The sequence below is a fragment of the Robertmurraya mesotrionivorans genome (genome assembly GCF_050971805.1).
Classification (GTDB): Bacteria; Bacillota; Bacilli; order Bacillales; family Cytobacillaceae; genus Robertmurraya_A.
The window spans coordinates 111,061-131,905 of sequence record NZ_JBPCCH010000003.1; the positions used below are offsets into that span (position 1 = coordinate 111,061).

The 20,845-nt window shown below is 37.4% G+C and carries 16 protein-coding genes and 1 riboswitch; of the genes, 2 read left to right on the top strand and 14 right to left on the bottom strand.

The genetic code is table 11. The annotated features are described in order from the left end of the window. Positions 1-415: 415 nt before the first annotated feature. The 3 genes from ACRX5O_RS06975 to ACRX5O_RS06985 all read right to left on the bottom strand — a co-directional run bounded on the left by ACRX5O_RS06975 (position 416) and on the right by ACRX5O_RS06985 (position 4,008). The gene (locus ACRX5O_RS06975) at positions 416-1,393 is read right to left on the bottom strand and encodes an ABC transporter permease (RefSeq protein WP_433905527.1); all 978 of its coding nucleotides are present in this window, start codon (positions 1,391-1,393) and stop codon (positions 416-418) included. Next, on the bottom strand, positions 1,393-2,949 hold the full coding sequence (locus ACRX5O_RS06980) for a sugar ABC transporter ATP-binding protein (RefSeq protein WP_433905300.1): 1,557 nt from the start codon (positions 2,947-2,949) through the stop codon (positions 1,393-1,395). The genes ACRX5O_RS06975 and ACRX5O_RS06980 overlap by 1 nt, the downstream gene beginning before the upstream one ends. 87 nt (positions 2,950-3,036) lie before the next feature. Beyond that, positions 3,037-4,008, bottom strand: coding sequence for an ABC transporter substrate-binding protein (locus tag ACRX5O_RS06985; RefSeq protein WP_433905301.1), 972 nt, complete (start codon positions 4,006-4,008; stop codon positions 3,037-3,039). A 519-nt stretch (positions 4,009-4,527) separates the two neighbouring features. After that, positions 4,528-4,605, top strand: a riboswitch (glycine riboswitch). A 90-nt stretch (positions 4,606-4,695) separates the two neighbouring features. On the opposite strand from ACRX5O_RS06985, the gene ACRX5O_RS06990 reads away from it, so the two are divergent. Then, positions 4,696-4,971, top strand: a complete 276-nt coding sequence (locus ACRX5O_RS06990; protein ID WP_119707683.1) for an ACT domain-containing protein — start codon at positions 4,696-4,698, stop codon at positions 4,969-4,971. Between the two features lie 17 nt (positions 4,972-4,988). Further along, positions 4,989-6,350 carry a PFL family protein gene (locus ACRX5O_RS06995; RefSeq protein WP_433905302.1) on the top strand — a complete coding sequence of 454 codons (1,362 nt, stop codon included), beginning with the start codon at positions 4,989-4,991 and terminating at the stop codon, positions 6,348-6,350. A 57-nt stretch (positions 6,351-6,407) separates the two neighbouring features. Here ACRX5O_RS06995 and ACRX5O_RS07000 read toward each other — a convergent pair whose 3' ends face one another. The 11 genes from ACRX5O_RS07000 to ACRX5O_RS07050 form a co-directional block, all read right to left on the bottom strand. Then, positions 6,408-7,250 carry a glycoside hydrolase family 43 protein gene (locus ACRX5O_RS07000; protein WP_433905303.1) on the bottom strand — a complete coding sequence of 281 codons (843 nt, stop codon included), beginning with the start codon at positions 7,248-7,250 and terminating at the stop codon, positions 6,408-6,410. Positions 7,251-7,290: 40 nt separating this feature from the next. Continuing rightward, a complete protein-coding gene (locus tag ACRX5O_RS07005; protein WP_433905304.1) occupies positions 7,291-8,091 on the bottom strand; it encodes an alpha/beta hydrolase in 801 nt (266 codons plus the stop codon). Between the two features lie 74 nt (positions 8,092-8,165). Beyond that, positions 8,166-8,804, bottom strand: a complete 639-nt coding sequence (locus ACRX5O_RS07010) for a YesL family protein (RefSeq protein WP_433905305.1) — start codon at positions 8,802-8,804, stop codon at positions 8,166-8,168. 124 nt (positions 8,805-8,928) lie between these two features. Continuing rightward, complete coding sequence (locus ACRX5O_RS07015; RefSeq protein ID WP_433905306.1) at positions 8,929-9,774, bottom strand: carbohydrate ABC transporter permease; 846 nt, start codon at positions 9,772-9,774, stop codon at positions 8,929-8,931. A gap of 2 nt (positions 9,775-9,776) precedes the next feature. Continuing rightward, the gene (locus ACRX5O_RS07020) at positions 9,777-10,736 is read right to left on the bottom strand and encodes a carbohydrate ABC transporter permease (RefSeq protein ID WP_119707678.1); all 960 of its coding nucleotides are present in this window, start codon (positions 10,734-10,736) and stop codon (positions 9,777-9,779) included. Between the two features lie 90 nt (positions 10,737-10,826). Beyond that, a complete protein-coding gene (locus tag ACRX5O_RS07025) occupies positions 10,827-12,128 on the bottom strand; it encodes an ABC transporter substrate-binding protein (RefSeq protein WP_433905307.1) in 1,302 nt (433 codons plus the stop codon). A gap of 193 nt (positions 12,129-12,321) precedes the next feature. Then, entirely contained in the window at positions 12,322-13,617 is a 1,296-nt protein-coding gene (locus ACRX5O_RS07030) for an ABC transporter substrate-binding protein (RefSeq protein ID WP_433905308.1), read from the bottom strand. Positions 13,618-13,642: 25 nt separating this feature from the next. Then, a complete protein-coding gene (locus tag ACRX5O_RS07035) occupies positions 13,643-15,202 on the bottom strand; it encodes a response regulator transcription factor (RefSeq protein ID WP_433905309.1) in 1,560 nt (519 codons plus the stop codon). Beyond that, on the bottom strand, positions 15,195-16,961 hold the full coding sequence (locus ACRX5O_RS07040) for a cache domain-containing sensor histidine kinase (protein WP_433905310.1): 1,767 nt from the start codon (positions 16,959-16,961) through the stop codon (positions 15,195-15,197). The genes ACRX5O_RS07035 and ACRX5O_RS07040 overlap by 8 nt, the downstream gene beginning before the upstream one ends. Before the next feature lie 240 nt (positions 16,962-17,201). Beyond that, positions 17,202-18,983, bottom strand: a complete 1,782-nt coding sequence (locus ACRX5O_RS07045; protein ID WP_433905311.1) for an ABC transporter ATP-binding protein — start codon at positions 18,981-18,983, stop codon at positions 17,202-17,204. A 1-nt stretch (position 18,984) separates the two neighbouring features. Then, positions 18,985-20,736 (bottom strand): ABC transporter ATP-binding protein, encoded by a 1,752-nt coding sequence (locus tag ACRX5O_RS07050; RefSeq protein ID WP_433905312.1) that lies wholly within the window; start codon positions 20,734-20,736, stop codon positions 18,985-18,987. Positions 20,737-20,845: the final 109 nt, after the last annotated feature.

Below are 20,845 nucleotides of genomic sequence, written 5' to 3' on the forward strand. Positions count from 1 at the left end.
TTTTTATTAGCTTACTTTTCAGTTCATAATCCAAACAACTTTCCACTAACAAAAAATGATAATTCATTCGAAAGCTATGCCAATTGTACAAAATCTTAGATATAAACGTCATATGTACCGCTCCTATCCTAGATTAACGTGTTGGACTTTACCCAAATCTAAAAAAATTCAAACACGACAATCATCACTTTGAAATGAATTTAATAATCCCAAAAATCCCTATCCATATAGGAAGACTAATCACCAAAGCCCAAGTAAATCCTCTCGCAAAATTCCCTTCATGTTCTTCCATTGTAATCACATCCACTTTTTTATTCTTTATGACCAAATTAGTGGATGATTAAACCAAAAAAGCTACGTTCCTAATTAGAAACGTAGCATGTATCCCTTTCTACAACCATTATTTCATCCATTCTTAATTTTTACTACGCAGTCGATCAAGAAGAACAGCAATGACAATGACTATCCCTTTTACGACTTGTTGCCAGTAATAATCTACGTTAAGTAAGGTCATTCCATTTGTTAGTACAGCCACAATTAGCACCCCAATGATGGTACCTTGTATTCTGCCGCGTCCTCCTACAAAACTAGTACCACCTAGAACGACAGCTGCAATCGCATCCAGTTCAAACGCTATACCTACCATCGGCTGTCCTGAGAATAAGCGTCCTGCCATAACAACTCCACTAATACCTGCAAGTAACCCACTGATAGAGTAGACATTTATTAATGTACGATTCACTTTAATTCCTGTTAGATGTGCAGCCTCTTCATTGCCGCCAATCGCATAGACATGGCGTCCAAACATGGTATATTTCAAGACGACAAACATGATGAGATAAACAATGGCCATGATATATATCGGAGTAGGTATACCAAATATTTCACCTGCTCCAATAAACTTGAACTTCTCTGATGCTAAAACTACGGGATAACCACCTGTAATGACATACGCCAATCCTCTTAAATATGTCATACTACCAAGTGTGACGATAAACGCAGGTAGCTTGGTTACCGCTGTTAAATAACCGTTAATCGCCCCAGCCACATATCCAACACCAGCTCCAGCTAACATCGCTAATACAACAGGAGCTCCTGCGTTTGAAAGTAAAACAGATATTACACCGCTTAAAGCGAGAGTTGATCCAACAGATAAATCTATCCCACCTGTTAATATAACAACGGTCATTCCAGCAGCAAGAATTGCAGTGATTGAGCTTTGCTTCAATACGTTTAATATATTACTTGAATCTGTGAAATTTGGTGCGATCACACTCATAACTACGATTAATAAAGCAAGAATGATTAACATGCCCAGCTGATTAAATATTTGTTTGGAACGATCCTTGAATGTAACTACTGTTGGACTAGTAGATTGTACATTAATATTCATCATTTAACCTCTCCTGTAGCATAGAACATTATTTTTTCCTGTGTTGCTTCCGCATGAGACAGTTCGGCTCTTAGTCTGCCTTCGTGCATCACTACGATCCGATCACTTACTCCAAGTATTTCGGGTAATTCAGAAGAAATCATCAATACAGCAAGTCCTTTTTCAGCTAGTTGATTAATAATTTTATGAATCTCTGTTTTCGCACCTATATCTACCCCTCGTGTAGGCTCGTCTAGCAGCAGTACCTTTGGACCAATGGATAGCCATTTTGCTATAACGACTTTCTGTTGATTTCCACCGCTAAGGCCCATTACGTTTTGTTCTTTTGATGCCGTTCTGACTCCAAGTTCTTCAATATAGCGATCCGCTTCACGGTTGATTTTCTTATATTGCAAAATCCTAAATTTACGGTACAGGGGGTATTGTGCCATCATGATATTTTCTTTGACTGATAGATTCGGTAATAAACCCTGTTCTTTCCTGCTTTCAGGTACGTGGGCGATCCCGAGCTTCATCGCATCAATTGGGTTCCTTATCTGAACAGACTTTCCGTCCATGATAATTTGACCCTCTGACCGTTCGGATAAACCAAAGATGGTCCTCACCAGTTCAGTTCTTCCAGCTCCAACAAGTCCTGCTAAACCAACAATTTCCCCAGGATAAATTTTCAACGAGACATTTTTCACGATTTTTTTGTCGGAGACACCTTTCAACTCGAGTACTGGTTGTTGATTCTTCGCTCCTGTATCATTTTCGCTTCTCTCTCTTACAAACAGCTCATTTAATTCTCGTCCTACCATAAGTTTTACTAAATGCGTAGGATTTGTTTCCGATATTGGACCGCTCGTGACCAAGCGACCGTCTCGAAGTACGGTAAAACGATTGGAAATTTTAAAAATTTCGTCCATTCGGTGGGAAATGTAAACGATCGCAACACCTTTTCTTTTTAATTCGTCTATGATTATAAAAAGCTTCTCTATTTCTTTATCTGTTAGAGAGGCGGTTGGTTCATCCATAATTAATATTTCTGAGTTAAGTGATAATGCACGAGCAATCTCCACCATTTGTTGTTGAGCGACACTTAATGAACTAACATCCGCTCGAGGATCCAATGAAGAACCAATGGAAGTTAAAACTTTTTCAGCTTTTTCATAAATATCGTTCCAGCTAATTAAACCCATTCTATTTTTCTTTAACGAGGTACCCATTAATATATTTTCTCCAATCGATAAGTTGGGCGATAAACTTATCTCTTGATGAATAACACTAATACCTTTGCTTCTAGCATCCATGGGATGATTCCACCGCACTTCTTCACCTTTGTAGATAATCGATCCGCCATCAGGTTGGTACACACCTGCCATTATTTTCATTAAAGTAGATTTCCCTGCACCATTCTCACCCATTAATGCATGAACTTCCCCTTTAAAAAGCTCAATATCAACGTTTTGTAACACCTTCACACCAGAAAACTGCTTTGTTACACCCTTCATACTCATTATAGGTTGTTCATTTAGAGAATAATGCTTCGTTTGTTGCTTTTTCGTTACGTTCATTACTGCCCCTCCCTACATACATTTGGTGTAAACATAGTGCTCGATATTAGAGCACTATGTTTATCTTTTCATTCCGAGGGGTACTGATTACCACCCACTATATGAATCAACATTTTCTTGAGTAATGAATTCAGTTGGGATAAGAACTTCTGAGTCTACTTTCTCTCCATCTATTATTTTTAATGCTAAAGCTACACCATCAATCACCATCTGATTAGGGAACTGTGCTGAAGTACCTGCAAAGCTGCCACCTTTATTCAGTGCATCAACTGCAGCAGGAGCACCATCAACACTTACGAGAAAGAACTCATCTTCTCTACCAGCTTGTTCTTGAGCAATTTGTACTCCGACAGCTTCTTCGTCATTAATGGTAAAAACGGCATCAATTTTCTTATTGGCAGATAATATTCCTTCCATTACAGTAAGCGCCTTCTCACGGTTACCTTCTCCGTTCTGGTTAGCAACCACTTTAATGTCAGGATATTTGCTTATCACTTCATTAAAGCCCTTAATTCTATCTGTTACAGCTGATACAGGAGGTCCATCAATAATGACAATATTTCCTTTTTCATTCAATTGCTCTACTAAGTACTCAGCAGCTAATCTCCCCGCTTGAACATTATCTGACATCACAACTGTATCGATTCCACCTTCTGCAAAACCGTCAAGAGCGACAACCGGAATTCCAGCTGCTTTTGCTTGACTAACTGCACCTGCAATCCCAGCCGAATCAAATGGACTTAACAAAATGAGATCGACTTTCTTTGTAATGAAGTCTTCAATTTGTGCCGTTTGCTTTGCCAGATCATGATCTGCACTCACAGTAATGACTTCTGCATCATATTTAGCAGCAACTTCTTCAGCCCCTTTGGACATTGCTACGAAGAATGGATTCCCTAAAGTTGGAACGGTCAACCCGATCTTAAGTTGTTTTTCTTTATCATCAGTATTATTTTCATCCGTAGCATTCGTAGAAGAGCTCTCTCCACTGCTACAAGCATTTAATAAAGTTAAGAGTAATACGAATAAAATAATGTGGAATCTCTTCATGATTTTCATGGTATCAAAACCTCCAAATAATAATTTCCTAGAATAATAGTTGTTTTTCAAAATACAAATCTTGAAAAAAAGTTTGTTTTGCCATACCATAAAAATGAGTTCTAAAATTCTAAAGAATTTTAGGCATACTCAAATAGAGGTATGATTTAGGGTTTTTTTCCATTTGGCCGTGGGTCCCCCTGAATCGTACTTTTTTCTTGCTTTTTTTTGCTACAGGAAAATAGAAATTCTATCTAGTAGATTTTCCTTTATTATGTATAAGCCTCACCTCCAAAAATATAGCGCTTTCATAAATCGTTTACATTCATTCATAAACGTGGATGTTTTTGCTCGTTTATGCTCATTTTTGATTATATGTTCTTTTTTACCATTTTTCAATATTAATTTTCAGAAAAGTCAAAATCGATACCGTCTTTTTTTTATTTTTCACAAATTTTAATTGACTGAATTATTATTTATTGATAATATCTTACTTAATTCAATACAGCCGCCATGATGGTAGTGGATCAAACTATTACCGGAGCAGCTTCTGGAGAGACCGTATGTATACGGCGCCGAAGGATTCACAATCTCAGGCAAAAGGACAGGAGAGAATGTTTGCATAATAATATTTTGCACACTCTTCTTACCCGAGATTGGAGATACTCCAATCTTTTTTTATTTCAAAAAAATAATGAGGTGGAACGAATGGAAAGAAGACGTGCAGTGGTAAGTGTGATTGGAAAGGACAAGGTTGGCATTATATCAAAAGTGACAACTATTCTCGCTGAAAATAATATGAATATTTTGGATATCAGCCAAACCATTTTACAAGACTTTTTTACCATGATGATGATTATTGACGTGACCGGAAATGAAAATTTGTCAAAACTCCGTGACCAACTGGACTTAGTTGGAGAGGAAATGGATTTAAAAATAAACATTCAGCTTGAAGAGATTTTTCAAGCGATGCACAGAATTTAGTTAGGTGGTGACTGTATATGACAATTGCAATGGATGAAATCCTTCAAACAATACGAATGGTTCAAATGGAAAACCTTGATATCCGAACAGTAACAATGGGAATCAGTCTCCGTGATTGTGCGGATTCCGATTTCCATAAAATGCAGCAAAATGTATTTCATAAAATAACTACTTATGCTAAGGATTTAACGAAAGTAGCAGAAGAAGCAGAAAAGGAATTTGGCGTTCCGATTATTAATAAGCGTATATCTATTACCCCGATTGCTGAAATCCTAGGAAGTGCAACCGTTGAACAAACCGTGGAGCTTGCAAAAACTCTTGACCTAGCCGCAAAGCAATTAGGTGTAGATTTTATCGGAGGATTCTCTGCCCTTGTTCACAAAGGATTTTCTAAAGGAGATGAGACCTTACTTAAAGCCTTGCCAGAAGCACTTAGTGTAACAGAGCGCGTTTGCTCCTCAGTTTCAGTCGCCACCACTCGCACCGGTATCAATATGGATGCGGTTAGGCAATTAGGATATGTTATCAAAGAAGCAGCCGAGCGGACAAAGGATCAAAATGGAATTGCGTGTGCTAAACTCGTCGTATTTTGTAATCCAGTTGAAGATAATCCATTTATGGCAGGAGCTTTTCATGGAGCTGGAGAAGGCGAAGTTGTTATTAACGTTGGAGTTAGCGGCCCTGGCGTCGTATTGAACGCGTTAAAAAAACACCCACAAGCTGACCTAGGAGAAGTATCTGATATTATCAAAAAAACAGCGTTCAAGATTACACGTGCAGGTGAGCTTATTGGTAGAGTGGTAGCCAATCGGCTCGGCATTCCGTTTGGAATTATGGACCTCTCCTTGGCTCCTACCAACGCCATTAATGATAGTGTTGCAGAAATCTTAGAGGAAATCGGTCTTGAGCGCGTAGGTACTCATGGAACGATCGCAGCCCTGGCCCTCATGAATGATGCGGTAAAAAAAGGTGGAGCCATGGCCAGTTCTTATGTTGGTGGATTAAGCGGTGCTTTTATCCCGGTCAGTGAAGATAATGGAATGATTCGAGGAATTATTGACGGTGCTCTAAGTTTATCAAAGCTTGAAGCAATGACATGCGTCTGTTCAGTCGGCCTTGATATGATAGCTATAACAGGAGATGTTACCCCTGCTACCCTATCCGCAATGATTGCAGATGAAGCGGCCATCGGAATGATTAACAAAAAAACAACAGCAGTAAGGGTCATCCCTGTGCCTGGAAAACAAGAAGGAGAAATGGTTGAATTTGGAGGACTTCTTGGAAGAGCACCGGTTATGGGAGTAAATCCATTTAGCTCACAAAAAATGATCAATCGCGGTGGAAGAATTCCCGCACCATTACAAGCACTGATTAATTAAATTATTAGTGGTAAAGAAAAAACTGTGTTAACCATTTTTGGTACACAGTTTTTTCTTTCACTTTTCTACGACTAGTTTGCCATTTTGCTCTAAAACCGATAAAAATACAGGTCGTTCATTTTGGGACCGATTGGGTGAATGAATGGCTAGTTTTAATTCATCATTAAAAGTTCTAAATAGCATCGCATGTCCGCCATCTTCGTCTAATAAAGATTCCTTCTCCTGAACCCACGGGCCACGTATATCACCAGATTCTGATATAGCGATTCCAACCGCATACCCTTTAGGACTTCTACTTGACCATAGCATTTGTAACCGTCCTTTTTGATCTTGATACAGAAAAGGTCCGTCTGTGATATATTCCGTCTCCCCTCTCACCGAGACTGCCCAGTTGGCACTTGACGCTTTGAACAAAAAATAAGGCTCCCCTACTGTCGATTGAAAATCAGGTGATAAGCGCTGGGCACAGATTTCTCCATCTTGAACCTGAAGCCATTCATGGCAAAAAATGATCCATGGTTCTTCGTTACTATCTATAAATAATGTCCCATCAAGACATTCCCAATGACTAGGAGTAATCGGATGTTCTGAAAGAGGTGAAAACGGACCTAATGGATGGTCTGAAGCTAGGATTTGAGTACCGCGACATTTTCCTTCCCCTTTAAAACTAGCAAACATATAATACTGATCATGATAAAAATACACCTCAGGTGCCCAGTAATGTTGATTTGCCCAAAAGTATGCGTCCGGTCGGAAAACGGGAAATGGACCTTCCCAGTTTACTAAGTCTCTGCTTTTATAGGCATCAAATCCTGTCGTTCCATACAAATAATAGTTTTTTGAATCATGGTCAGTAAGGATAAAAGGATCTAGAATCCTTATCTCATCTTTCGTTAACATATTTCCCTCCTAATTTTTCTAACGGTGTCGCAAGATAGGTTTAAAATCCCCTTTTTCTTAGCCATCTTTCACAAAGCTTTGGCCAAACTTTTACTTCTGGATGATCCTCCGCTAACCCTAATCCATGTCGACCACTTTCAAATACATGTAGTTCAAGAGGAACGGAATTTCTCCTTAACCCTTTTGCATAGAGGAAGCTGTTCTCCACGTCTACTGATTCATCATCAGCTGTATGCCAAAGAAATGCTGGCGGTGTAAGTTCATTAATATGTAACTCATTCGATAACAGATAAATCAGTTTTTCACTTGGGTTTTCACCTAAAATATTTAGCTTGCTTCCGGCATGAGCCGATTCTCCCATTGTGATCACCGGATAACAAAGAACCGTGACATCAGGCCGACAGCTAATTCGTTCTATAGGGTCTTCGGCCCCCGGATTTCCTAAATCAAAATGTGTTCCTGCGGTAGATGCCAAATGTCCTCCGGCAGAAAATCCTAATATCCCTACCCGGTTTGGATCGATCCTCCAATTAGTAGATTGGTATCTTACCATTCGAATCGCCCTTTGAGCATCATAAAGTGGAAGTGGATGTTTATGAGGGGCGACACGATAATTAAGAACAATCGCAGAAATCCCTATTGAATTGAGCCAATTAGCAACTGGATAAGCCTCATGGCTCGCTCGATGAGAGTATCCTCCTCCCGGTGCTATAATCATGACTGGATGGGAACCTTCCCCGTCTAATAAAAACAGTTCTATATTAGGAGAAATATCTCTACCACCATCTTTGATGTTTGTTGATTTCCATAGTAATACTTGTTTTGAAACATCTTTCTCCATTACATTCCCTTCTCTCTGAATGGTTTAGGCAAGTCATTAAAAAAACGGGTCTCAATAAACTGAGAGCCCGGATTTTACTGTCCTTGAAGTAGTAATTTTGATTTTTGTTCTATTTTCTCAAAGGCCATGGTTGCAGGTTTCATGATAAATAGAGCGAGAAGATTTCCGCTATAAAGGATACAGATTGGCGGTGCATACGATAGCGCAAAACAAATACCAAAACTACCAATTAACATGTAAAAGGTGGAAAGAGGATTCATAATCATCACAAAAAATGAATTCTTAATCACCTGACTAATTTTCATATCATAATGTACAAACATTGGAAAAATATAAAACAACATACAAATTAAGATAAAAGAAATTAATAAAAATGGAATATAAAGGATCGATACGAAGCTACTTGTTGCTTGAATCACAAAGTGAAAATCGATATACAAAATGACTCCAATCGTAAATATAATCAATCCGAGAATATTACTTTTTACAAACTCCTGTTTATATGCAGTCCAGAAGGTCCTAAATATAGATACATCTTCTTTTCCATACATCCACTTTCGAACAACCGAATACATAGCCACTGTGGCTGGAAAAAAGCCAAATAGGATAAGACCTAATAGGGAAAATGAAATCCATAGTATGTTTAAGAAAGCCAGTCTTGATATCCATTCCAATAATTTATAAAAACCGCCCATAAAAGCAGAAGTTTCCATTTGTCATCCCCCTCGTTCCCAAGAAACTATTCCGTAATACATGTCTTTGCCACTTCGGTTTGCTTACAATCCCTCTTATGAAGTGGCAAAGGAATAAGACAATCCACAGAATTGGATGTACCTATTAGCCTTTAAGTCCACTCGTACTGATTCCTTCCACAACATGACGTTGAAAGAGAAAGAAAATAACAAATACAGGAATTAATGTGACCACCGACATCCCAAACATGGAGCCCCAGTTAGAAACTGTTTCATTACTCAGAAACATATTTAATGCCATGGAAACGGTATACTTTGATGGGCTATTTAAATATAACACTGGTCCTAATAAGGATTCCCAAGTCCAATAGAATGAGAAAATCGATGCCGTAGCTAATGCTGGTTTAATTAATGGCAAAATAATCTTTGTAAATATTTTAAAGGTACCACATCCATCAATAATCGCCGCTTCATCTAACTCTCTCGGTATCGTCCTAATAAATTGTACTAGGAGGAAAATAAAGAACGGATGTCCAAAATATGCTGGGATAGCAAGTGGCTTAATGGAGTTAAGCCAACCAAGCTTCGAGAAAATAATATATTGAGGAACCATTAACACATCGTGTGGAAGCATTAAGGTAACCATCATGATCCCAAACCAAAGCGCTTTTCCTTTAAACTGTAATCTTGCAAATCCAAAGGCAATAAAGGCCGATGATATTACTTGTCCAATTAGGGTAATAACCACCAGAATGGCTGTGTTTTTAATAAACACCCCAAAGGAATTGCCGCCAATCCCTTTCCACCCTTCTGCAAAGTTGGTCCAAATCCATGGATCTGGGATGAGTGATTTCGCAGTAATAAAGATTGTATCACTGGGTTTAAAGGAACTCATGAGGAGCCAAATAACTGGATACAGCATCAATATAGCAAATCCGCCGACAAGTATGTGATAGATCCACCATCTTGGTGACTTTAACTTCGATGTCATGATTATCTGCCTCCTTCTGATTCATAGTGAACCCAGTATTTTGAAGTACTAAAGATGACCGCTGTTAATATACCCACAATAATGAGCATGACCCATGCCATTGCGGAAGCATAACCCATATTAAAGAACTCGAACCCTTGAATGAATAGATATAGAGAATACAGAAGTGTTCCGTCTAACGGTCCCCCGGTACCTTTTGAAATAATAAAGGCTGGAACAAACGTCATAAATGCAGCAATCGTCTGCATGACCGTATTGAATAAGATAACTGGGCTTAGCATTGGAAGAGTGATTTTAAAGAATTTTTGAACTCCATTGGCTCCGTCCACGCTTGCTGCTTCATAGTAACTCTTTGGAATACCTTTTAATCCCGCTAAGAAGATTAACATCGAAGAACCAAATTGCCATACAGATAAGAAGATAAGCATCCATAATGCCGCTGTAGGGTTACCAAACCATCTAACGGTTGGGATTCCAATTAATTCTAGTAAAATATTAACAATACCAATATCACCGAACACATTACGCCACATAATGGCAACAGCCACACTGCCTCCGATTAGAGACGGTAAATAGAACAATGAGCGATATAGTCCTACTGCTTTAGAAGCGGTGTTTAACATCATGGCAATTAACAATGCGAATGCGAGTCGTAAAGGAACCCCAGCAAACACATAAATGAGTGTCACTTTTAACGATTGCCAATAGCGGGGATCGCCTGTAAACATTTTTATGTAGTTGTCTAATCCTATCCATTTGGGTGGTGCAAAAAGGTTATAGTTTGTAAATGATAAATATAAAGATGCAACGATTGGAATGAATGTAAAAGCAAGGAATCCAATAACAAAAGGGCTAATAAACGCATAACCTGTCAAGTTTTCCTTGATGATACGGCTTCTTTTGCTTATAGAACGGATTGGAAGATCTGCTTTTGCATTTCCCTTTATCACAGGTGTACTCATTGGTTCATCTCCTTAATTCTTTGACCTCGTTTCCATAAGATGAAAGGGCGATAGCTGATCGAAAAGGTGATCAGCTATCTTTGGAAATTTTTATTTGTTTTGCGATAAGACGCTTTCAGCCTGCTGTCTAAACTGCTTTGCTGCATCTTCCACTTTTAGATTTCCATAAGCCATTTGTTCAGCTAAACTATCTAGAGTCTCGATAATTTCACCAGCACCTACTGGGTCTGGACCATCAAATGTAGAGCTGTTTCCTTCTGCCCACTCAACATAGTCAAATACTTGTACTTGTGCTGGAGAAAGTAGTGGCTTTAATGCTTCTTTAACAGTTGCAGAACCAGGAACACCACGGTCACCAAGATTTAATTTATTCGCTTCGATATCGTTGATCATGAAGTCAATAAATTTTGCAGCTTCTTCTTTATTTTTTGAATTATTTCCAACAGACCAGAACATACTTGGCTTTAAATATAGTCCTTTATCGCTGTCAGGACCTGGCATTGGAGCAATAGCAAGATCTCTATTCGCAACTTGTTGTAAACCTACGAATTGGTTAGACCACTGCCAAATACCAATCGCATTTTGTGTAACTACAGGATCATCTTCAATCCCTTTTAGTTGAGCCATAAAGTCTGGAGTTGGAGCTGATTTGTCCAGAATTAAATCGGATCTCATTTTAAAGAAATCGACGAACAATTGGTCATCTTTATATCCTAAAGAAGCACCATCTTTACTGTATAAAGACTCACCCTTTGTTCTTAAATAGTAGTTAAAAAATACATCGGCTTTCATGCTTGTATCTACAAACAATCCTGCATCTTTCGCTTTTGCAGCGATATCTAGGTAATCATCCCAAGTCCAATTTTCAGGGATTGAATCCACACCAGCTTTTTGAAGTCCCGCTGGGTCATAATGGAAACCAACGACGTTTACACCTGCGTTAATTCCATAAAGCTTGTCGCCAATTTTCCCACCATCGATAACGTTTTCAGAAATATCTGCTGTATTAATTTCATTACCAACATAAGAAGTTAGGTCAGCGATTTGACCGTTTTGAGCATATTGTGAGAAATAAGATAAATCCATTTGGACAATATCCGGAAGCTCATTTGCAGCAGCTTGTGGAGCTAACTTCTTCCAGTAATCATCCCATGCAGCATATTCTGCTTCGATTTTTACATTTGGATTTTTTTCTTCATACATTTCAATTATTTTAAGTGTGTAATCATGACGTGGTTGTGATCCCCACCAGGCAATACGAAGAGTTACTTTTTCATCTTTATTGTCTTCTTTTGGTTCTTCAGACTCATTGCTACTAGGTGAACTGCTGTTACATGCTGCTAAGGAAAAAACTAAAACAAAAGTAAAGATTAACACTAAAAACTTTTTCATTCTTTTTCCCCCTTCTTTTTCCACACTTTTATGTAAGTGTTTACATTTTTATTATGCAACCAATTCCAACTATTCTGAATCCATTTTTCCGTCCTATTTGTTTAAAAATCAGACATTTATTTGAAAACAAAAAAGACTCCTTGAACAAGTAGTATTTCTTGTTCAAAAGAGCCCTTACTGCAAGAAAAAGGATCTAGTTTTTTTTCGATAGAATATTATTCGCTTCTGTTCTAAACATTATCGCCCCTTCACTTGGGGTAATCTTCTTAAAAAGAATTTGGTCAGATATATCCTGTAGTAAACTGACTACCTCGATAGCGCCTAACGGATCTGCTTTTTCCACTTTAGGATTATTATTTTTTACGTGATAAACATAATCAAACACTTTTTTCTGGTCTTCGGAAAGTATGGTTACTATTTCTTCGGCAACTGTTGAAGAAATAGGTACTCCTCTTTCCCCTTTTATGATTTGATTTGCTTCAATATTATTGATAAAAAAATTAATAAATAGCGCAGCTGCTTCTTTATTCTTTGAACTCTTAGAAATAGAAAAATGCATGCTCGGTCTTAATGTTAGTCCGTCACCCTGACCTGGACCCGGAGGGGGAATAAGTTCAAGTTCACGGTTGGCAGTCTCTAATAAACCGATGTATTGATTGGAATAAGCCCAGGTCATAGGTGCTAATTTATTTACAAGTAACCCATTCTCAATTCCCTTAATTTGATCTTCTTCATCCGCTCTTGGAAAGGCACCTTTTTCTAGCAATCTTAATTGCATTTCAAAGTAATCGATAAACAACTGATCTTCCTCATAGCCCAATCCTGTGCCGCTATTATTATATAAATTCATTCCTTTTGTTCGTAAATAATACGAAAAAAACACGTCAACGGATTTCATTCCATTGGTTCCATAAATACCCTTTGCATTATGTACCTTGGAAACAATTTCTTCATAGTCGGCCCAGGTCCAGTTGGATTCTGGAAACGAATCAATAGCTGAAGAAAGTAAATCCCGGTCTACAATAATAGCAGGTACATTCATACCAAGTGGAAAACCGTACATAGATCCATTAACTTTTCCTCCTAAAAGAACATCTTCACTAATATCCTCTGTATTAATCACTCCTTCCTCGATAAAAGGAGTCAGGTCCTCAAGCAGATTATTCTCACTATATGTTTTCAAATATAGGAGATCCATTTGCACTATATCTGGTAGCTGATTTGCAGCCGCCAGCGGAGCTAGTCTTTTCCAATAATCATCCCAATAAGCATACTCTGGTTCAATATTTATATGGGGGTATTTTTTTTCAAACAATTCAATTACTTCCATTGTATAATCGTGTCTGGGCTGCTCACCCCACCAGGCAATCCGGATAGTAACCCTCTCCTGACCCTTACTTGCTGCCGAATGGAGCAGGTCGAGTTTTACACAACCACCAGCACAAAATACCATTACTAGGGATAAGGTTGAAAATAATAGTTTTTTCATCGTTATTTCCCCTTTTTTATATTTTTTACTGCCCTTGTAACGATTCTTTTTTATATTCTGATGGAGTGTATCCTGTATGTTTTTTAAAGACCTGACTAAAATATTGAGGGTTTTCACCATACCCAATTTTTTCTGCTATTTCAAACACCTTAACATCGTTTTCTATTTCAATAAGCTTAATAGCCATTTCAATTCTTTGTTTGGTTAGGTAATTAGAAAACTTTTCGCCCGTTTCTTTCTTAAATAACTTTCCTAGATAATCAGCATTCATATATAACATCTCATTCGCAACCCAATGCAAGGATAGATGCTGATTTCCCATATGTTTTTCAATAATTTCAATTACTTTATTAATAATGGCAGAATGTTTCTTCTTATTTTGGTTATAAAATAAAGAGGTTATTTCTTGGGCAACGCTTTCAAAAAAGGATTTCATCGTTTGTATCGTTTCCATTTCTAGCAAAACGGTTAATTGACCTAAATACTTATTCATCTGTTCTGCTTCACACAAACGAATCATCGAATTAAAGAGTTGTATGACATAAGACTTGGTCGTATGAATATCGAGTTTTAAATAGATTAGATGATTAATAAAATTACTGATTTCGTTCTTAACATCCTCCCATGAACCCGATTTTACTAGACGGCAAAATTTTTGATCATCAAAATAAAAATCTCCTTCCGCTAGATTGTAAGGATTGGAGATATCCTTTGTCGTAATGATACCTCCTTCATTTAAATAAAACCGGTATGAAAGGCAATCAAGGGCTTCCTTGTATAATTTATTGGCGTGACAAATGCTTCCTTCGTCACTTATAGCAATCGTACAATCTATTTGGTAATATTGGTAAAATGTTTTTTTAATTTTTTCAATTTGGCTATGAAGACTAATAGTGTCCTCATAACCTTCAATTAATAACAACACGGTTTCCCCAACTGTACAGCTGAGTATATAAGAGGGCAAAATATGTTCCGCTATATTTTTAATAGCAAACATATGCTCAAATTGGAATTCCCCCTCAAGTTGGAATAAAATGAGCCGGACTTTAGAAGAATGTAAATCTAATTGAAATAGTTTATGATAGTAATCTAAATCTTTGTTTTCATACTGATTCGTAACAATTTCCTTTAACATCTGTTCCTTTGCATAGGGCATAACACTTTCGAGGGTACCTTTCATCTGTTGAACAAATTGTTCTCGATTTTGTCTTTGTGTTAACTCCTCACAAAGCTCGGTTACAGCATCCATAATCGAGTTCTCGTTACAAGGTTTTAATAGATAGTGCTTCACTCCATATGCCATTGCCTGTTTTGCGTAATCAAATTCACTAAAGCCTGATAGGAGAATAAATCGTATGTGTGGAAACACGCTGTTAACTTTTTCAACAAGCTCTAACCCGTTCATCCCAGGCATTTTAATATCACTAATAACGATATCTGGTTGTTTTTGTTCAATTACACTGAATGCTTCGATGCCATTTCTTGCCGTTCCAATTAATTCGGTCCCTATCGCTTCCCAGTCAATTACCTTTGCCATTCCGTCAGTAATGATTCGTTCATCATCTACTAATAAAACCTTATACATAATTTCCCCCCTTATCAAACGGTAGTACGATGATTACTTTTGTTCTTTCATTTGGTACACTTTCAATCCTAACTCCATAGTCTTCTCCGAAAGAAAGCTTTATTCTTTCATCTATATTTGATAACCCTAGCCCTTGTCCTCTAGTTTTCACTTCTCCCCTTTTTAACTTTTCAATAAAGGCAGGCTCCATTCCTGGGCCATTGTCCTCCACAATGAGTTGGAACGAGTCACTATCAACAATTGAATACACTTCAATTTTACAAGTATCTATCATTGGTTCTAAGGCATAGTGAATGGCATTTTCCACAAGGGGCTGTATCGTTAGTTTTGGAATGGAATATCCATAAAGATCCGTATTCACATTCAAGTGAAAATCCAATCGTTCTTCAAATCGATAACTCTGAATAATAATATAATTTTTAACGATATCAAGCTCTTCCTCTACCGTAATTAATGGCTTCTTTAAAGAGATAGAATTGCGCAATAAAAAACCGAGCGCTTCAACCATTTTTGAAATTTGAGTTTGTCCATTCCCCTTGGCTAACCAGTTGATTGATTCTAATGTATTGTATAAAAAATGGGGATTAATTTGAGCCTGTAAAGCTTTAAACTCTGTTTCCTTAATCGTCAGCTGCTTAGAAAACACTTCATGGATCAACTCGTCAATTTGTTGGATCATCGTTTGAAAGTTTTGTTGCAATTTTCCTACTTCATCATCCTGAGTCGTGGAAAATTTAAGCGTTTCCTTTTTGGCCTCTTTAAAATCACCAACCTTTACGTGTTGCATTCCAGCTACAAGATTTTCTAAAGGAATGGTTATGTTCCTTGCAAATCGCATTCCTAATACCGTTACAACAGCGAACATCAAAATAAATATAATGATTAAAAATGTTTTCACTAGATTTATATTGTTGAAAATTTGATTAAAGGGAATCGCATTTACATAACCCCAATCAAAGTATTTCGACTTAATAGAAACAAGAAAGTAACTTTTATTATCAATTTCTTTTATCTGATAGCCAGAGTCTAATGTTAGTAAGTGATCTTTTAGGAAATTGGTTTCCTTTGGAAAAATAATGTCATTATTATCAACAATAAAGAATTCTCCATCCATCCTTTTCGATCCCTCTAAAATATTCCCTACAAGCTTATCCATATTGATATAAATGACGAGTGTACCTAAGGTGTCAAAACTTAGGTTTCGGTACTGTCTAATTTCCCGAGCGGTAGCGATGGTAAAATCATTTTCCTTTGGATTAAGCCATACATTGCTCCCATCCGCACTTATGGCCATCTCGGTAACATACTTTTTTTGTCTCTCTGTTAGTTTTAAGTTTTTGGGACCGACAGCGTACTCTTCGCCATTTGCGTCGACTAAATACACCGATTGGATATAAGTTTCTTTATTGACATAGCTAAGAAGTTTATCACTCATTTGGTTACGCAATCGAAATTTTTCATATTCTGTACTGTCTTCCATTATTAATGACAAGTATTGTTGGATTTGTGGATCCGTTAAAATATTGTAGGAAACATCCTCCATCCTCTTTAGTTCATTCTCTATACTATTTGAGGATGTACTTAAAACTTGTGAGGATTTACTATATATTTGTTCATCATACATTTTAAATGCATAGCTTAATCCAAAGAATGTAAAAGAAAATGAGAGAACCATAATCCATGAAACGAGTACAAATAGTTTGTATTTAATTTTCAGATTGTCATATCGCCTCTTTAGTTGACGAAAAGCCTTTTTCATTAGAGTGATTCTCCATTTTCATATAATAGTAGGTAAAAAGATACATATGTAAGCGTCCTCATTTTCCCGCAAGAAAACACCATAAAATTTGTCCGTACGTGTTAATTAAATTTTACCATTATCAAACTATTTTTCAAAGGGAATAATTAAATAGTTGGATTTTTCTAAACAATCCGAACATAGTTGCAACATTTAAAACATATCAAATAGCCCCTAAGTACTGTACTCAGGGGTCAAACATTAGCCAACAACTAAAGAGGAGTATTGTGAAGTATATAAACTCCAATAAAGTCCTTTTTGTTGAATTAATTCCTCGTGTGTCCCTTCTTCTCGAATCTTCCCTTTTTCAATATAAAAGATTCGGGATGCATTTTGAATCGTGGAAAGCCGGTGAGCAATGATAAAAGAAGTTCTTCCAGAAAGCAAAGCCTCAAGTCCCTTTTGCAGAGCAAGTTCTGTCTCGGTATCTATAGAAGATGTTGCTTCATCTAAAATAAGGATTTTCGGGTCAGCGAGTAATGCTCTAGCAAAAGAAATCAGCTGTCTTTGACCGTTTGAGAGCTTTGTTCCTCTTTCATTTACCTCCGTATGATAGCCATCCTTTAACTGCCTAATAAATTCATGTGCCTGCACTGCCTTAGCAGCCTGCATGACCTCTTCATCGGACGCTTCCAATCTTCCATAACGGATATTCTCCATAATGGTTCCCGAAAAAATAAACGGGTCCTGAAGCATGACTCCCATCTGCTTCCGAAGGGACGTAACACTAACGGACTTTATATCAACATCATCTATTTTTATGACTCCGCTATTAATATCATAAAAACGGCTAATCAAATTGACAATCGTTGTTTTTCCAGAACCTGTTGGGCCAACAATGGCTATGGTTTCACCCGGATTCACTTTGAAGTTGATGCCATCTAAGTTTCTATCGTTTTCTTCATAACCAAAAATGACATTCTCAAAATCCACCTTACCTTTAATAGCGTCTAGGTCCGTTGCTCCAGGTTCACTCATGATCGTCGGTTTTTCATCCATCATCTCAAAAATACGTTCTAGGTATGCCGAAGCATTAATAATTGCATTGTAAAAGTTCCCGATATTGGTCAGTGGTGTCCAAAACATCCAAATATATCCGACAAATGCAACCAAGGCTCCGACTGTAATGCCGTTCCCAATCATACTGATGCCAATAACGTAAATCAAAGAGACGGTTAATACCGAAATATTTTCAATCGCTGGCCAAAGTAGGAAATGAACCTTAATCGCTTTAATCCATGTACCTCTATACCCATTGGAAACCCCATGAAAAATTTTCTTATTTTCTTCCTCTTGGACAAACGCTTGGGTTACTTTAATTCCATTAATGCTTTCATGGATATACGCATTCATATTGGATTGCTTATTGCTTAAATTTTGCCATGCTTTCCGCTGAGCATTTTTTATTAAGAAAATAATTGCTGCAAGGATCGGAAAACCAGCCATCGCAGCTAGCGTTAACTTAACATCAATCGCAAGCATAAAGCCGATAATGACCAATAAGCTAAAGAGATCGGTAATTAAATTAATCAAACCGTTTGATAATAAATCACTTAACCCATTCACATAATTAACTACCCGGACTAATATTTTGCCATGTGGTCGGCTATCAAAAAATGAAAAAGAAAGCTTTTGTAAGTGTGTAAATAAATCTTTTCGAATTTGTTTTATCACATCGTGACCAATTTGAGACATCATTCGGATTCTGTATTTCATACAGATGCCAGTAATGATCAAGGCACCTAAATAAATTCCCGCCAATATCACTAACCCTGTAATATCCTTACCTGGAATTTCTTCATCTATTGCCTGTTTGATTAAATAGGGGCCAATTAAATTCGCACCACTTGCTAGAAGCATGATTAGTACAGTTAATAGTATTGTTCTTTTATGAGGTTTCACATACACTAGTAATCTTTTTAGGTGAACGATACTAAAAGGTGTTTCCAGCTCTTCATCTACATTAAACTTATTACGTGCCACTTTATCTCACCTTCCCTGCAATTAGGTGAATATCAAAGTTTCCATACTGGTTTTGAAAAACATGGTAATAGTAGCCTCTTTTTAACAGTAATTCATCATGATTTCCTTTTTCAATGATTTTGCCATTATTCATTACGAGAATGATATCGGCCTCTTTTACAGACGAAATTCGATGGGCAATAATAAAACAAGTTTTGCTTTGTTGAATAGCTTGAAGTGTGTGTTGAATTCTTTCCTCTGTTTCTATATCCACGCTTGAGGTGGTATCATCCAAAATAAGAATACTCGGGTCTTTCAAAAGGGCTCTTGCAAGTGCAATCCGCTGTTTCTGTCCTCCTGATAATCCTACTCCCCTTTCCCCAACAATCGTGTCATAGCCGTCAGGGAGGCCTGTAATAAAATCATGAGCTTCAGCTTTTCTAGCCGCCGCTTGAACATCCTCAAGTGTTGCATTAGGATTGCCATAGGCAATATTTCCTTCAATGGTATCGGAAAATAGAAATATATCCTGCATAACCATTCCCATGGATGACCTTAATTGATGAATATCCCATTCCTTAACGTTTCTTCCACCAACTTTAATGGCTCCGCTGGACGTATCATAAAATCTGCTAAGCAAGTTCACTAATGTTGATTTTCCTGAACCAGTTGGGCCAATGATTCCCACTGTTTGCCCGGGATGAGCCTCAAAGGTCACATCCTCAAGAACCATTCCATCACCATAGCTAAAATAAACACGGTCAAACTCAACCGTAGCTGATTTTTCCTGTATGATACTTTTTTCAACACCATTAATCATTTTTGATTTTGTTAGGAGCAATTCCTCCACTTTTTCAGCAGAGGCAATAAATCTTTGTACATCATTCATCAACCAACCTGCCATCCGCATGGGGTTGTTTAACGCCCAGATCAGAGAATTGAAAATGACGAGTTCTCCAATCGTTAGTGAATCATTTATTACCATAATACCGCCGACTAAGATCATTACTACCGTTAAGACACCTGCAAGAGAATCAAGAACGGGTAAATATCTCTCCCACACTTTTGCAGACTTCAGATTTCGATCCATGAAAGCTTCGTTTTCGACTGAAAACTTCTCAATTTCATAACTTTCTTTCGCAAACGCTTTAACAACCCGATTTCCACTGATATTCTCCTGAACGACTGAATTAAGCTTCGCAAACTGATTTCTAATTTCCGTAAATGTTGGCTTAACGTCGCGCGATAAACGGAAGGCAAAAAATGCGATCACGGGCGCTATCGATAAAATGGCTAATGCCAATGGTGGATGGATGGTAAACATAAAAACGATAGCAAAGATAAAGATAGTTACATTTTCAAATATCATATAAATCGTCCAAGCGGTAAAATGTCGAATGGCCTCCATGTCACCTGTCATACGAGCCATAATATCTCCTGTTTTGGTACGATCATAGAAAGTAAAATCCAATTGAAGAAGGCGATCATAAAGGTTTTCTCTCATTCTGAAAATGACATTTTGAGATATTTTTTCAAACATGATCTGATATCCATATCGAACGGAAGTCCTCACAATTGTGGTACCGATCATTAACGCTACCAAGGTCCATAGCATTCCTATATTTTCACCATACATAACATCATCAACTATTCTCCCTGCTAGATATGGATTCACCATATTAAGGGCTGACACAGCCAATGCCAATAATAAACCAATAAACAACTTTCCTTTAAAATGACGGATATAGCTCCATGCCCAACGCAAGCTATGCATAAACTATCCCCCTCTTATTGTTATAAACTTCTGCACCCTTATGAATAGACTCATAATAAAAACGAGAGACCACTAAAAGTAGCACTAATGGTCTCTCTTTTTCTTTTTC